We start from the raw sequence: 15,815 nt of genomic DNA on the forward strand, positions 1-15,815 counted from the left end.
AGCCGAAGTTCGCGAGCCGTAGACTTGGCGAAGCAAGTCGTAGGCCGCGATGCCCCTGGAGGGCACCGTAGCGAAGGGACCCGGAGCGCAGCGTAGGGCCGGATGCAGGAGCAGGCGGCTTTGCCTACTTTCCCCAAGAGGAAAGTAGGCCGCCGTAAAGGCGGAAGGGGCCGGCAGCATCGCCACACAAAATGGATCAACCCACAGCCCCAACATCCAAACCCAAAGAACCCCCCCATGCCGCGCCAATAAGGGGGGGGCGAAAGGAGAGGGTGGTTGGTTAAAAACATAGGGCCAGGACGGGAAGAGAAACCGCATTTCCTGAGGGGCCGGGCGCGCTTTAGCAGACGCTCAAACCACCATCCTAGAGGTTGGAGACATGATTAAACTGACAAAAACCCTGATGGCAGCCGCGTTACTGGCTGCACATGCAGGCGTGCTCCATGCAGCAGTAACCGAGCAGGAAGCCAAGCAACTGGGCAGCACCTTGACACCCCTGGGTGCCGAGATGGCCGGTAACGCCGATGGCACCATCCCTGCCTATACCGGCGGGCTGCTGACCGCGCCTGCAGGCTTCGACAAGACCACGGGCATTCGCCCTGATCCGTTTGCCAACGAAAAACCGCAGTTCAGCATCGATGCCTCGAACGTTGACACCTATGCAGACAAACTGACCGAAGGCACCAAGGCGCTGATCAAGGCCCGGCCGGGTTTCCGCGTTGATGTATATCCGACGCACCGCACCGTCGGCTACCCGCAGTTCGTGCTGGACAACACCCGCAAGAACGCCACCCAGGCACAGCTGACCAACGACGATCAGAACCTGCAGGGTGCGCGCGCCGGCGTGCCGTTCCCGATTCCAAAACGCGGCATCGAGGTGATGTTCAACCACCTGACCCGCTACCAGGGGGTGGGCTACCTCGCGCCCAAGTACGGCGCGTACAACGTCGATGCCGCCGGCAAGCTGGTGGTCTCGACCGAAGGCCGCTGGATGTACGAGATGCCGTACTACGACACCAGCAAGGCCGAGGCGCCAACGATCATTACCCGCGCCCGTGCCAACTACACCGGCCCCGCCCGCCGCGCTGGCGAAGCGGTGATGACCTTTGACAACATCGATACCGAAAAGGGTCGCCGTGCCTATCAGTACCTGCCGGGCCAACGCCGTGTGCGCCTGGCGCCCGATCTGGCCTACGACACGCCGAACGCCAGTACCTCGGGGATGTCCACCGTCGATGACATCTATCTGTTCAATGGCAGGCTTGACCGCTTCGACTGGAAGCTGATCGGCAAGAAGGAGATGTACGTTCCTTACAACACCTATCGCTTCACCTACGCCGAGGATCCGAAGAACGTGTTCGGGCCCAAGTTCATCAACCCGGACCTGGTGCGCTGGGAACGTCACCGCGTGTGGGTGGTGGAAGCGACCCTCAAGGAAGGCAAGCGCCACATCTACTCCAAGCGCACCTTCTACATCGACGAGGACAGCTGGACCGCACTGGCTGTGGATCAGTATGACGGCCGTGGCCAGCTGTGGCGTCCAGGCTTCAGCTACATGACCCAGATGTATGACGTCGGCGCGATCAACAACTCGCCGGGCGGCCACTACGACCTGATCGCCGGCACGTATTACATCAACGTCTGGCCAGGCAAGGGCGGGGTGAAGGTCATGGACAAGCTCAGCCCTGACAACGGCTGGACTTCCGACAGCCTGGCGGGTGCCGGGGTTCGCTGATCTGGCTCTACGCCCATCGCGGCGCAAGGCCGCTCCCACAGACTGAGTGGGAGCGGCCTTGCGCCGCGATGTCGTTCAGGACACCCGGCGCGCCTGATCGGACCAATAGCGTTCCCTTACCTGACGCCGCAGCACCTTGCCGACGGCGCTCAACGGCAGGGCATCGACCAGCTTGACGGATTTCGGCGCCTTGAAACGGCCCAGACGCTCCTTGACCAGGGCAATCAGTTCCTCTTCGCTGACGGACATCCCTGGCTTGAGCACCACTTCGGCATGCACCGCTTCACCCCATTTGTCATCCGGAATACCCACCACCGCCGACAGGGAAACGGCCGGGTGGGCATTGAGCGTGGCTTCCACCTCAACCGCGTAGACATTGAAGCCGCCGGTGATGATCACGTCTTTCTTGCGGTCGACGATGAACACATAACCGGCCTCATCGACATAACCCAGGTCGCCGGACTTCCAGAAGCCGTCGCTGAACTCGGCGGCAGTGCCTTGCGGGTTGTTGTGATAGCCGCTGATCGTGCCGCGCCCACGCAGCCAGATTTCCCCGGTACTGCCGGTCGCAACGCGATTACCCGCTTCATCGACAATCTTCAGTTCGATGCCGGTCACCGGCCGCCCGGCAGAGGCCAGCCGGCCGGTCTCCACGGCGTTCAGATGATCGGCCTTGGTCAGGGTGCAGACCGCCTGGGCACATTCGGTGGCGCCGTAGAGCTGGAAGAAGATGTTGCCGAAACGCTCCTGAGACTGCTTGAGCTTGGCCGGACTCATCGGCGCAGCGCCGTAGAACAGTGTTTGCAGGCTGGACAGATCGGACTCTGAGGCTTGCGGCAGTTCAAGCAACCAGCCCACCAGGGTCGGCACCATCAGCGCGGTGGTGATACGTTCCGCTTCGACGTTACGGCACCAGGCCTTGAGGTCGGCGGCGTTCTGGGTCACGGTGCAACCGCCACGGAACAGCGTCGGCAGCAGCGACAGCCCCGACCCGTGGCTAATCGGCGCGATGTGCAGATAGCGGGTGTTTTCGTTGAAGGCCTGAGCCTGTTCGCTGTCGGCGTACATCGAGTCGCGCGCCGCCAACCAGTTGTCGATGGTGTAGCGGGCACATTTGCTCTTGCCGGTGGTGCCCCCGGTAAAGCGGTAGATCAGGGTGTCCCGGTACACATCGGACTCGACCTCAGGCTCTTCCTCCGAAACGCCGTCGAGCAGCGCCCAGAAGTGCAGGGCAAAGGTGCACTCGGCGGGCGGTGCATCCATGCACACCACGGCGGCACCACTGGCGCGCAGCATGTCGCTGTACTGCGGCAACAGCGCGGTTTCGATGAAAATCACTTTCGGCGCGATGAACGCCACCTGCCAGCGGTGTTCCTCCAGGGAGTCGCGGATGTTGGTATGGGCAATCGCCACTTCGCCCTTGAACGCGGTCCAGGCGTGAAGCAGCGACAGGTTGTCGTTTTCCAGAATGCACAGCGCGGTATCGCCGCGCTGCAGCTTGAAGCGGGTGCGCAGCAGATTGGCGATCTGGTTGGTCAAGCGGTGCAGTTCATCGAAACGATACCGCCGGTTGCGCTCGACGTTGACCAGCGCTTCCTGAGCGGCATAGCGCTGGGCAACCTGGGCCATGACGCGGGAAAAATTCATCTTCATCGCGATCTCCGTTTGTTGTTGTAGTCAGTGGAGAACGCATTCTAGGAAGCACCGCCGGGCACAACCCCTCCCTCCAGGAGAGGGGCGCGCCCGCGCCTACCCGCTTCGAGGGGGCGCAACCGCGGCGCGCAGCCCTAAGGTGACGCAAAGCAGCCACCGTCTCCCGAGGTCAAACGATGATTCCGCGTACCCTTTTCGATCATGAGCATGAAGCGTTCCGCAGCACTGTCCGGCGTTTCCTCGCCGAGCACTGCTCACCCTTCCATGAGCAGTGGGAGGAGGATCACCTGGTGCCGCGCCAGGTGTGGGCGCGTGCCGGTGAGCTGGGCATGCTCAACGCCACCACCCCGGAGGCCTATGGCGGCCTGGGCCTGGACCGGCGCTTTTCCATGATCGCGGTCGAGGAGGTGGCCCGTGCCGGGCTTTCGGGCCTGAGCGGTTTCAATGTCCATGACATTTGTGCCGGTTACCTGATCAACTTCGGCACCGAGGCGCAAAAACAGCAGTGGCTGCCGCAAATGGCCAGCGGTGAAGCCATCGCCGCCGTGGCCATGACCGAACCGGATACCGGATCCGACCTGCAGGCGGTGAAAACCCGCGCGGTGCTGGACGGCGACGACTATGTGATCAACGGTGCCAAGACGTTCATCTCCAACGGCACCAACAGCGACATCATTGTGGTGATTGCCAAGACCGGCAACAGTGGCAAGGGCTCGCGGGACATCTCGCTGATCCTGGTGGAAGCCGACCGGGCGGGCGTCAGCAAGTCGAAACCGTTGCGCAAGGTCGGTTTGCACGCCCAGGACACCACCATGGTGTTTTTCCAGGATGTGCGCGTGCCCAAGGCCAATATCCTTGGTGGCGAGCCGGGCCAGGGTTTTTACCAACTGATGAAGGAGCTGGCTTGGGAGCGCCTGAGCATCGGTATCCTGGCGATTGCCGCGAGCCAAGCGGTACTGGAGCAGACCATTGCCTACACCCGCGAACGCAAGGCATTTGGCAAGCCGATCATCGAGTTCCAGAACTCCCGCTTCAAACTGGCCGAACTCAAGACCGAGATCGTCCTCGGGCAGACCTATGTCGATCGCTGCATGGAGCTGATCCTGCAGCATCAGCTGAACCCGGAGGCGGCCGCGGCGGCCAAACTCTGGTGCACCGAGCTGTATTCGAAGGTGGTCGATCAGTGTGTGCAGCTGCACGGTGGCAACGGTTACATGCTCGAGTATCCGGTGGCGCGCCATTACCTGGACAGCCGGGTCAACCGTATCTACGGTGGCGCCAACGACATCATGCGCGAACTGGTGGCCCGCACGCTCTGAATCCCGCCATCGATTTCGCCAGCCCCCTCACTTGTAGGGGGTGGTTTGTCTCGGTTCCCCGCCACCATCTGTGTCAGGCGGATCCCCGAAGTTGCCGCAAGCCAGGGCGTGGTATCGATACGTGCTGACTTTTGACGGTATTCGGGTGAATATTCCGAAAACGCCAGAACGTGGCCACACCTTGCCGATCGTGCAGTGCCAAAGGCGCTGTCCCGGTGCATTCGGCAGGATCGGAGACCAGTCAGCACATGCATACCGACAAACTGCTCGTTTCGACGAAATTCGCTCCACCGCGCATCGGTACCCAGACGATCGTTCGTGAACGCCTGCTGGAGGACCTGCGCGGCATGTCACAGTGTCGCGTGGGCCTGATTACCGGCAGTCCCGGGTTCGGCAAGACCACGCTGCTGGCCCAGTGGCGGCAAGTGATGATGCGCTCTGGCGCCGAGGTGGCCTGGCTGTCGCTGAGCGCCGATGACAAGCACCTGTCGATCTTCTTCGCTTATTTGCGCGGCGCCTTGCAACGCCTGGGCATCGTGCTGGACAGCGGCATCCCGCTGGAAGGGGCACGCCAGGAGCTGATCGATGAAGTCGTCGCGTCGATTGTCGAAGGCGCCGCCGCGATCAACAAAGAGTTGTTCCTGGTCGTCGACGACTACCAGCATGTGGTGGACCCGCGCGCCCACCAACTCATGCAGAAGTTGCTGGATCACAGCCCCGATAACCTGCACTTCGTCATTTCATCGCGGGTCGGCCCGCCACTGAGCTTCAGTCGCCTGCGCCTGAGCGGGCAGTTGGTGGAGATCGACTGTGCCGCGCTGCCTTTCGACCTGACCGAGTCGCGCCTGTTTCTTGAACAGAGCCTGGCTACGTTAAAGCTCAGCCCGGAGGAACTGCACCAGATCCACGAGCTCACCAGCGGCTGGCCGGCCACCCTGCAACTGGTGATCATCCTCCTGCGCAGCGATCCGGATTCGCGTGGCACGTTGCGCGAAATGGGCTGGCGCTCCGACGACTTGCAGAGCTACCTGGCTGAAAACGTCATGGCCCATTTGCCCGCCGAGCTTGCGACCTTCATGGAAAGCATCAGCATCTGCCGGCGTTTCAATGCCTCGCTGGCGCAAGCGGTGACCGGCAGTGACTCGGCGCAGGCCATGTTGAAGCGCCTGGACGAAGACAATCTGCTGATCTTTCGCGTCGAGGCCGATGACCGCCAGCCCTGGTATCGCTTTCATGCGCTGTTCGGCGACTTCCTCGCCACGCGCCTGGAACGCCGCGACAGCACCTCGCAAACCGAACTGCATTGCCGCGCGGCGCACTGGTTCGCCGAGCGCAAACTGCTCGCCGAAGCGGTACGCCATGCCACCCAGGCCGGCGACCTGGGGTTTGCCGCCGAGGTGATCGAGCGGGCTGCACCGGCGACCTGGAGCCTGGGGCAACTGAGCCCGTTGCTGCGGCTGCTGGACCGCCTGCCGCAAGACATCCTGTTCTCGCGGCCGCGGCTGTTCTTCCTCGGCTGTCTGGCTTATGCCCTGACCGCACGCCCGGCCAAAGCCGAGGCCTGGCTCGAGCAGTTCCGTCACAGCGGTGCGGCCCATCAGGACGACGTTGCCTATCGGCTGCCGCTGGTGCAGGCCACCATCGAGCTACAGCGTGATCGCACCGAGCCGATCATTGATTTGCTGAATGACTTCCAGCCCTTGCCCGATGACTACTCGGTGACCCGCTACGGTGCGCCAGCGTTGCTGGCCATTGCCTACCTGGCGGCGGGAAGGATGGAGGAGGCGATGCGCTGCCTGGATGACAACCCGATTCCTGAATCCGAGCAGGATGCGGAAATGGCTCTGGTTGCCCAGGGCGCGCGGACCCTGTGTTACTTGCAGGAAGGGCGCATCCTTGAGGCCGAGCGCGTTGGCTCGGCACAGCTGGCGCGCGCCGTGTCGGTTCACGGTCATCGGTCCGCCAGTGCCTACCTGGGCGCAGCGACCCTGGCTGAGGTGTATCGCGAGCTGGACAGAACCGATGAAGCGCGGGAAATCCTCGCCAACCGCAGCGGTTTGCTGCAATGGGCCATGCCCGACACCATGCTGCGCGCCACGATCTGCCGTGCGCGCCTGGACCTGCTGCAAGATTGCGCCCCGGTGGCCATGGCGTTTTTGGAACGCCAGGAGCGTCACTTCCGTACCATTGGCCAGGATCGTGCGCTGGTTCACTGCCTGGCCGAGCAAGTGCGGATCGCCTTGCTCGAAAATGACAAGGCACACGCCACCGAGCAAGTCACCAAACTGCAGGCACTGATCGTTCCCTACCAGGGCGCGCAGGGTTTTCAGGCCGACATCGTGGCGATGGCGGCCTTGGCCCGTGCTCGTCTGTTGCTGGCCACCAACTACCCGGACAAAGCCCTGCTCGAACTGGAAACGCTCGATCGCTATGCCAGCCAATACCGCCGTGGGCAGTTGCAGGTCACCGGCCAGCTGTTGACGGCATGCGCCCGAGCCGACCTGCTGCAACCGCAGCAGGCGCAGGAACACTTGCTGGCCGCCTTGTCCCAGGGGCGCCAACTGGGCTTGGTGCGCACCTTCCTGGATGAGGGCGAGGTGCTGCGCAAGCTGCTCTCGACGCTGACCAACCTGTCGCTGACGGCGCCAGACGAAAGCTACCTGACGCTGCTACTGGAGCGTTTCGGTCAAGGCGGTGCAGGGCGCAGCAACGATGCTTCGGCCACTGGCGCGCCGTCGATGCTGACGCCGCGTGAGCTGGCGATCCTGCAATTGATCAGCCAGGCAATGGCCAACAAACGGGTCGCTCTGACCCTGAACATTTCCCTGGAAACAGTGAAGTGGAACCTCAAGAACATCTACGCCAAGCTTGGCGTCTCCAGCCGCTATGACGCCGTGTCCTGGGCGCGCAAGAACGGCTTGATCGAGTAGGCACGAATCACCCGTGCAGGACGGCTGGGGACGTTGCGTGGACGTACCCATCGCCGCCTGCACGGGTGTTTCGCCGGCCTAGCCTAGGCGCCTTGACCGCTGCTCGCCCAACCCCGGTCGGGGGGGCATCCAGGTGATACTCAACGCTCTCGCAAATCCCCCCCGCTGTGAGGGGGCGGGTCACCGAACGCTCCTCCTATGATCGATTCAGCGCCACCTGCAAGGGCGGCAGAACGATGAGCCGAGGAGAGAACCTTCAATGATTCCGCGTAGCCTGTTTGATCATGAGCACGAGGAGTTTCGCAACAGCGTGCGGCGCTTCCTCGCGCAGGAATGTGCCCCCTGCCAGGAGCAGTGGGAAGCCGATCATCGCGTACCCCCTGAGATCTGGGCCCGCGCCGGCGAGCTGGGCATGCTCAACGCGACCACACCGGCGGCCTATGGCGGGTTGGAGCTGGATCGGCGTTTCTCGATGGTCGCCACTGAAGAGATCTACCGCGCCGGCCTTGCGTCCGGACTGATCGGCTTCGGTGTGCATGACATCGTTGCCGGCTACCTGGTGAATTTCGGCAGCGAAGCGCAAAAGCACCAGTGGCTGCCGAGGATGGCAGCAGGCCAGGCCATCGGTGCGGTGGCGATGACCGAACCGGATACCGGTTCCGACCTGCAGGCGGTCAAGACCCGGGCGGTACTGGATGGCGATGAGTATGTCATCAACGGTGCCAAGACCTTCATCTCCAACGGCAGCAACTGCGACATCGTCGTGGTGGTGGCCAAGACCGGCAACACCGGCAAGGGCGCCCAGGACACTTCGCTGATTCTGGTCGAGGCCGATCGTGCCGGTTTCAGCCGCTCGCAACCGTTGCGCAAAGTGGGCCTGCATGCGCAGGACACCACCATGCTGTTCTTCGAAGACGTGCGCGTGCCCAAGGAGAACCTGCTCGGTGGCGTGCCCGGTCAGGGCTTCTTCCAGTTGATGAAGGAACTGGCCTGGGAGCGCTTGTCCATCGCCATCAGCAGTGTTGCCGGTGCCCTGGCGGTACTGGAAAGCACCCTGGAGTACACCAAGGGCCGCAACGTGTTTGGCAAACCCATTTTTGCCTTCCAGAACACCCGCTTCAAATTGGCCGACCTGAAAATGCAACTGGCGGTATCGCAGAACTACGTCGACCGCTGCATGGAGCAGTGCCTGGCCGGCACCCTCAGCCCTGAAGCGGCCGCAGCGGCCAAATTGTGGTGCTCGGACCTCTACACCAAGGTGGTGGACGAGTGCGTGCAGTTGCACGGCGGCAACGGCTACATGCTCGAGTACCCGGTAGCCCGTCATTACCTCGATCACCGCGTGCTGCGCATCGCCGGTGGCGCCAACGACATCATGAAAGATCTGGTCGGACGCACACTCTGAGCCGGGCCGCTGAGGACTACCCAATGCAATACCTGATCCCCCGTACACTGTTCAGCACCGAACACGACGAGTTCCGCCGCGCCTGCCGCCGCTTCATGGAAGAGCAAGTCGCGCCTTTCCACGCTCAGTGGGAGAAGGACAAGTGCGTCCCCCGTGACGTGTGGCGCAAGGCCGGTGAGCTGGGCATGTTGCTGCCCTCAATGCCGGAAGAATATGGCGGCCCGGGTGCCGACCGCCTGTTCGATATGGTCTTCGCCGAAGAGTTCATGCGTGTCGGCGCCACCGGCCTGATCGGCTTCGGCGTGCATGGCCTGGTGGCGTTCTACATCCTCAACTACGGCACCGAGGCGCAAAAGCAGGCCTGGTTGCCGAAGATGATTGCCGGTGAGGCGGTGGGCGCCATCGCCATGACCGAGCCGAACACTGGCTCGGACCTGCAAGCGGTGCGCACCCGCGCCACGCTGGAGGGTGACCAGCTGATCCTCAACGGTTCCAAGACCTTCATCTCCAATGGCGCCTCCTGCGACCTCGCCGTGGTGGTGTGCAAGACCGGCAATAGCGGAACCGCCAAGGACATCTCGCTGGTCATCGTCGAGAAAGAACGCGCCGGTTTCAGCCGTTCGCAACCGCTGGAAAAGATCGGCCTGCACGCCCAGGACACCAGCATGCTGTTTTTCGACGATTGCCGCGTGCCTGCCGAGAACGTGCTCGGTGGCGAGCAAGGGCAGGGCTTCTACCAGCTGATGCACGACCTGGCGTGGGAACGAATCATCGGCGCCGTGGGCTTCCAGGCCCAGGCCGAAGCCGCGCTGGAACACACCCTCGACTACACCCGCACGCGCATCGTGTTCGGCAAGCCGGTGCTCGACTTTCAGAATTCGCGTTTCACCCTGGCGCAACTCAAGACCGAAATCCAGATCGGCCGTTCCTGGGTCGACAGCTGCATGGAGCTTTTACTGCGCGGTGAGCTGAGCGCAGAGACCGCAGCGGTGGCCAAGTACTGGACCGCCGAGCTCAGCAGCCGGGTGGTCGATGCCTGCCTGCAACTGCATGGCGGCAACGGCTACATGACCGAATACCCGATCGCCAGGCTGTACCTGGACACCCGCGGTAACCGCATCTGGGGCGGCACCAACGAAATCATGAAGGAAATCATCGCTCGCACCTTGTGAGCGCGATAACAATAGGAGTGCACACGTGTCTGAAGAAATCCGTTTTGACGGCAAAGTCGCAATCGTCACTGGCGCTGGCAACGGTCTGGGCCGCGCCCACGCCTTGCTGCTGGGTTCGCGCGGCGCCAAGGTAGTAGTCAATGACCTTGGGGTCAGCACCGATGGCCGCGGCAGCTCAAGCGCAGCGGCCGACGCCGTGGTCGCTGAAATTCGTGCCATGGGTGGCGAAGCGGTTGCCGACCATCATTCGGTGACCGAGGGCGAGAAAATCGTCGCCACCGCGCTGGAGGCATTCGGCACTGTCGATATCCTCATCAACAACGCCGGCATCCTGCGCGACACCTCGTTCCACAAAATGACCGAAGAGCAGTGGGACCTGATCCAGGACGTCCACGTCAAAGGCGCGTTCCGCCTGACTCACGCGGTATGGCCGATCATGCGCGACAAGGGCTACGGCCGCATCGTCATGACCGCCTCCGGTGCCGGTATCTTCGGCAACTTTGGCCAGTGCAACTATTCCACCGCCAAGTCCGGGCTGATCGGTTTTGCCAACTCGCTGGCCATCGAAGGCGCGAGCAAGAACATCCGCGTCAACACCATTGCGCCGATTGCTGCCTCGCGCATGGTGATCGCCAGCGGACTGTTCCCGGAGGAGCTGCACGACAAGCTGAAAGTGGAAGACGTTGCGCCATTGGTGGGCTGGCTGTGCAGCGAGCAGTGCCAGGACAGCGGCGGGCTGTTCGAAGTTGGCGGTGGCTTCCATGCCAAGTATCGCTGGGAACGTTCCCAGGGCCGGTTCCTGCACAGCAACACCCTGAGCCCGGAGCTGGTGCGCGACAACTGGGAACGCATCACCCGTTTCGACGAGCACAGCGTGTATCACGCCAACGGCGGCGAAAGCTTCAAAGAGTTTTTTGCCCGCATGGAGTCCCCGGCCAAAGGCGGCAACGCCTTCGTCGATATGGAAGTGGCAGCCAATGCGGTGTCCTACCTGGAAACCGAGTACGACCAGAACGATGCCGCGCTGTATGCGCTCGCCGTTGGTGCGGCCAAGGACCCACTGGACCGTACCGAGCTGCTCTACGTCAACGAGTTCGCCGGCGACGATTTCCGCGTGCTACCGACCATGGCCGTGCTGCCTGCCACCGAAGTGTTCCTGCGTGCGGCCAAGTCCGGCGAGCCACAGCTCGAAGGCCTGAACCTGCCGTTCGCCAAGGGCCTGCATGGCGAGCAGTACACCGTGATGTACCGTCCGCTGCCGCCCAAGGCCAAGCTCAAGCACACCATGCGCCTGAAAGCCGCCATCGACAAAGGCAAGAGCTCGGTCAGCATCCTCGCCATCGAGACCACCGACGAGCACGGCACGCCGCTGTTCTACAACGAGGTCACCGGCTTCTACCCGGGGGTTCCGGGGGCCGGGCTGGAGCGTGTCGCCAGTGAAGAGATCAACGTCGCGCCGGACCGCGCACCCGACGCCGTCCTGGCCGATGCCACCGAGGTCAACCAGGCGCTGCTGTATCGCCTGTGCGGCGACTGGAACCCGATGCACGTCGACCCGGACTATGCCGCCAAGGCCGGTTACGAGAAGCCGTTCCTGCATGGCCTGTGCACCTTCGGCTATCTGGGCCGTCATGTGATCAAGGCGTTCTGCGACAACGATTCGCGTCTGTTCAAGAGCGTGCGCGCGCGTTTCGCCTCGATCGTGATGCCCGGTGACACCCTGGAAACGCGCATGTGGCGTGAGTCTGCTACGCGCATCATCGTTGAGATGCGTGCGGTGGAGCGAGACGTCCTGGTGCTGAAAAATGGTGCGGTCGAACTGTTCGAGTCCGTGCCGGCCTGACTCATGGCCACCTGCCGCTAGCCTGGACCGGTAGCGGCAGCTTTGTATTTCAGGAGAGCACGATGCAACGTTGCGTCAATGTGATTGGCGTAGGTATGTCCCCCTTCAGCTCGGCGGCATTGAGCCCGGACATAGTGGCCTTGATTGGCCATACGGCGCGTCAGGCGCTGGTCGATGCCGGGGTGCCTGCCAGCAGCCTTACCTCGGTTTATGCCGCTGCGGATGTTCACCACGCTGCCGCATTGCAGCGTGGCCTCGAGCAGGTCGGGGTGGGGCGGGTGCCATTGCGCCACGTTGGGCAGGGAAGCGACTTGTTCTCTGAGGCTTGCCAGGCCATCGCGCAGGGGCAGGCTGAAAGTATTCTGGTGTTGGGCGTCCAAAGTGCCCCCACCGTTTTTGCCGACATGAGCGGCATGCTCGAACGCCTGGGCAGTACGGCGCGAGAGTATATGGCACGCTATCAGGCACGGCGGGAAACCTTTGCGATGATCGCCGTCAAAGCCCGTCAACATGCGGCGCTCAATCCCCTGGCGGCTTTCAGGCAGACCCTGAGCCTGGATCAGGTACTGGGGGCGAGCATGCTTGCCGAACCACTCACTCAGCCCCAATTTGCCTGGCCCGTTGCGGGCGCGGCGGCGCTGCTGCTGTGCTCCAGCGAGTTCGCCAGCCGCTACTGCAACGGCCCGGTGATCCGCACCCTGGCCCAGGCCAGCGTTGCACCCGTGCAGGTGGCCGGTGCCACGCTGGGATCGACGTTTGCCGAAGTTGGCTACGACATCAACGTGGCTGCTGCCCGCGAGCTGTATGAACAAGCGGGTAGGGGGCCACAGGAAGTGGAAGTGTGCGAACTGCATGACGGCAGCACCCTTAACGAGTTACTGCTGTACGAAGCGCTGGGCTTCTGCCTGGAGGGCAGCGCCGAGAAACTGGTCGAGGAAGGTGACAATACCTACGGTGGCAACCTGGTCGTCAATCCCAGTGGTGGCCTGTTGTCGCTCGGTCAGGCGCAATCGCTCAGTGCTCTGGCACAATGCATCGAATTGACCCAGCAGTTGCGTGGCAGCGCCGGCCGGCGTCAGGTCGCCAACGCCCGCATTGCCCTGCAGCACCACGTCGGCGCTACGGGGACGGTGATCACCACACTTTATCAGCGCAGTTGAAGCATTGCGCCAACGCGCATCAGGACCGGCTCGAAACAGAACAATTTCAATAGGTGGAACACCACCCTTCAGACGCAGGATCTGCCATGAACAACAACAATAATCAGACTACGCTGTTGCATCGTTTCCTCCACTGGGAGAGCAGTACCCCCGATACGATCTACCTGACCCAACCCCTGGCGGATGGCAGTGTGCAGGAATACAGCTGGCGCGAAGTCGGCGACCAGGCGCGGCGCATGGCCGCGCACCTGCGTTCGCTCGATTTGCCGGGCAAGTCCTCGATCGGCCTGTTCGCGAAAAACACCGCCCACTGGATCATCGCCGACCTGGCGATCTGGATGGCCGGGCACGTCAGTGTGCCGCTGTACACCACCGCCAATGCCGACACCGTGCGCTATGTGCTGGAGCACGCCGAGGTGCGCCTGCTGTTCGTCGGCCGCCTGGAAGGTGAGGCGGCCGGATGGGATGCGGTGTGCGCCTCGATCCCGGACAGCTTGCCGTTGATTGACCTGCCGATGTCCAGTTGTGGCAAAGGCACGTCTTGGCAACACATCATCGCCACGACCGGGCCATTGCAATCGGTGCACCTGCCGGCACCCGAAGAACTGGCCACGATCATCTACACCTCCGGCAGCACCGGCGATCCCAAGGGCGTAATGCACAGCTTCGCCGCCATGTATGCCGCGCCGGCAGTGACCGGCTGCATGTACGCCAACGGTCAGGGCACCAGCAGCAGTGACCGGCTGCTGTCGTACCTGCCGCTGGCGCATACCGCCGAGCGCGCGGTGGTGGAGGCGGTATCGTTGTTCAGCGGTTGCCGGGTGTTCTTCAGCCTGGGCCTGGAAACCTTCAGTGAAGACCTGCGCCGGGCACGGCCGACGATCTTTTTGTCGATGCCGCGCTTGTGGACCAAGTTCTACCAGGGCATCAACGAACGCATCGACCCGGCCACCCAGGCGGCCGTGTTCGCCAACCCGGTGGAAGGCAAGCTGATGAAGGCGCAGATTCTCTCGGCGCTAGGGCTTGACCAGGTGCATACCGGGCTCTCCGGTTCGGCGCCATTGCCGGTCAAGGTGATGGAGTGGTACCGCCAGCTGGGGCTTGAATTGCTGGAAGGTTATGGCATGTCGGAGAACTTCGGCACCTCGCACTTCAGCCTGCCGGGGCAGGTGCGCGTTGGTTATGTGGGGGCGGTGATTCCGGGGGTCGAGTGCCGTATCGGGGCGGACAACGAAATCCTGGTGAAGAGCCCGGCGCAGATGCTCGGCTACTACAAACTGCCTGAACTGACGGCCCAGAGCTACACCGAAGATGGCCTGTTCCGCACCGGTGACCGGGGCGAGCTGGACGAACAAGGGCGCCTGCGCATCACCGGGCGGGTCAAGGAATTGTTCAAGACCGCCAAGGGTAAATACGTTGCACCGGTGCCTATCGAGGCCAAGCTGGGTAACCATCCGCGGGTCGAGGCGTCGTGCGTTACCGGTGTCGGGCTGGCGCAGCCGCTGGCGTTGCTTAACGTGTCTGCCGAGACCCGTGCAGCCCTGGCCAGCGCCGAAGGGCGTGACAAGGTTGCCACCGAGCTTGAGGTGTTCCTGGCAGAGGTCAACGCCCAGTTCGAGGCACACGAACAACTGGCGTGTCTGGTTGTGGTCAGAGAGCCGTGGACCATTGGCAATGCACTGCTGACGCCGACCTTGAAGATCCGCCGTAGCCAGATTGAAGAGCGTTATCACAACCAGATCGAAGGGTGGGGGGGGGGGCGTTGCACGGTTGTGTTTGAGTAAGCACGGTAATCGCGTTAATCCTGGCCGGTCCTTGTGACCGGCTTTTTCAATTGCCTATCGTGACTCTGGATTGCAGCGCTCCGGGTACCGGCGAACGCACTGGTGCCAAGCCAGCACCACAAGTTTTCCGCATCCTGCACAGCGCCGTCTACACGCAGCTCTTGCGACTGAAGCACCTCCCTGGGTGTGCGGTCGCCCGTCCACACCTCGGTCAATGCCCGCACGCTGGAGTCCACCACGAGCGTGAGTTCGCGTCCGGGGTCGTCGCGGCACAGATCTGCCACACCATGTTCGACCACAAGCCACCACTCTTGCTCGCCGGAACGCGCGTCGCGAAACCTGAAGTGAATGACCACCGAGCGGGGCGGGAACATCTCGATGCGCGCGAACCGGCGCACGTCCCACATGAGCAGGCCCGCGTCGAGTTCGCTATCGCGAAGGCGACTGCCTATCCAGCGCGCGCCCCAATGGCCTAGCGCCATTATGATGGGGCGCAACTCTTCGCCGGCCTCGGTCAGGCTGTACTCCCAGACTTTGCCTGTGGCTGTGCGATGTACGACACCGATTTCTTCCAGGTGGCGCAGCCGCTGTGCCAGCAAGCTGGTGGACATCCGTGGCACGCCGCGGTGCAGTTCATTGAAGCGCTTACTGCCGCAGAGCAGCTCGCGCACGACCAACGGCGTCCAGCGCTCGCACAGGGCTTCAGCGCCGCGCGCGACCGTGCAGAACTGACCATAGCCTTCATCCATCGCCTGTACTCCGCAACTACAACGCTTCAGATTCTGAACTAGCCTTGCGACTTCGCCGCGCGCAC

The 15,815-nt window shown here is 62.8% G+C and carries 10 protein-coding genes and 1 pseudogene; 9 read left to right on the forward strand and 2 right to left on the reverse strand.

What is annotated here, in order from left to right; translation table 11 throughout:
• Window positions 1-382 precede the first annotated feature (382 nt).
• A complete protein-coding gene (locus tag AC07OF_RS14695) occupies window positions 383-1,735 on the forward strand; it encodes a DUF1329 domain-containing protein (RefSeq protein ID WP_232478263.1) in 1,353 nt (450 codons plus the stop codon).
• A gap of 75 nt (window positions 1,736-1,810) precedes the next feature.
• On the opposite strand, the gene AC07OF_RS14700 is transcribed toward AC07OF_RS14695, so the two are convergent.
• Window positions 1,811-3,388: an AMP-binding protein gene (locus AC07OF_RS14700; RefSeq protein WP_495073043.1), complete on the reverse strand. Its 1,578-nt coding sequence runs from the start codon at window positions 3,386-3,388 to the stop codon at window positions 1,811-1,813.
• Between the two features lie 176 nt (window positions 3,389-3,564).
• Between AC07OF_RS14700 and AC07OF_RS14705 the strand changes: the two genes are divergently transcribed.
• The 8 genes and pseudogenes from AC07OF_RS14705 to AC07OF_RS14740 all read left to right on the forward strand — a co-directional run bounded on the left by AC07OF_RS14705 (window position 3,565) and on the right by AC07OF_RS14740 (window position 15,001).
• Window positions 3,565-4,707, forward strand: coding sequence for an acyl-CoA dehydrogenase family protein (locus tag AC07OF_RS14705; RefSeq protein ID WP_495073044.1), 1,143 nt, complete (start codon window positions 3,565-3,567; stop codon window positions 4,705-4,707).
• Window positions 4,708-4,955: 248 nt separating this feature from the next.
• Window positions 4,956-7,637, forward strand: coding sequence for a winged helix-turn-helix domain-containing protein (locus AC07OF_RS14710; RefSeq protein ID WP_157192303.1), 2,682 nt, complete (start codon window positions 4,956-4,958; stop codon window positions 7,635-7,637).
• Between the two features lie 259 nt (window positions 7,638-7,896).
• Window positions 7,897-9,042, forward strand: a complete 1,146-nt coding sequence (locus AC07OF_RS14715; RefSeq protein ID WP_495073045.1) for an acyl-CoA dehydrogenase family protein — start codon at window positions 7,897-7,899, stop codon at window positions 9,040-9,042.
• A 32-nt stretch (window positions 9,043-9,074) separates the two neighbouring features.
• Complete coding sequence (locus AC07OF_RS14720; protein WP_232478264.1) at window positions 9,075-10,214, forward strand: acyl-CoA dehydrogenase family protein; 1,140 nt, start codon at window positions 9,075-9,077, stop codon at window positions 10,212-10,214.
• Between the two features lie 25 nt (window positions 10,215-10,239).
• A pseudogene (locus tag AC07OF_RS14725) lies at window positions 10,240-11,151 on the forward strand (SDR family oxidoreductase); the annotation flags it as partial.
• A gap of 24 nt (window positions 11,152-11,175) precedes the next feature.
• Window positions 11,176-12,057, forward strand: coding sequence for a MaoC/PaaZ C-terminal domain-containing protein (locus AC07OF_RS14730; RefSeq protein ID WP_425356131.1), 882 nt, complete (start codon window positions 11,176-11,178; stop codon window positions 12,055-12,057).
• 62 nt (window positions 12,058-12,119) lie between these two features.
• Window positions 12,120-13,217 carry a thiolase C-terminal domain-containing protein gene (locus tag AC07OF_RS14735; RefSeq protein WP_495073046.1) on the forward strand — a complete coding sequence of 366 codons (1,098 nt, stop codon included), beginning with the start codon at window positions 12,120-12,122 and terminating at the stop codon, window positions 13,215-13,217.
• Window positions 13,218-13,303: 86 nt separating this feature from the next.
• On the forward strand, window positions 13,304-15,001 hold the full coding sequence (locus AC07OF_RS14740; protein ID WP_495073047.1) for an AMP-binding protein: 1,698 nt from the start codon (window positions 13,304-13,306) through the stop codon (window positions 14,999-15,001).
• Between the two features lie 14 nt (window positions 15,002-15,015).
• Here the strand turns inward: AC07OF_RS14740 and AC07OF_RS14745 are convergent, their stop codons facing one another.
• Complete coding sequence (locus AC07OF_RS14745; protein ID WP_495073048.1) at window positions 15,016-15,750, reverse strand: winged helix-turn-helix transcriptional regulator; 735 nt, start codon at window positions 15,748-15,750, stop codon at window positions 15,016-15,018.
• Between the last annotated feature and the right edge of the window lie 65 nt (window positions 15,751-15,815).

Source organism: Pseudomonas sp. GW821-FHT10B02 (assembly GCF_059415665.1).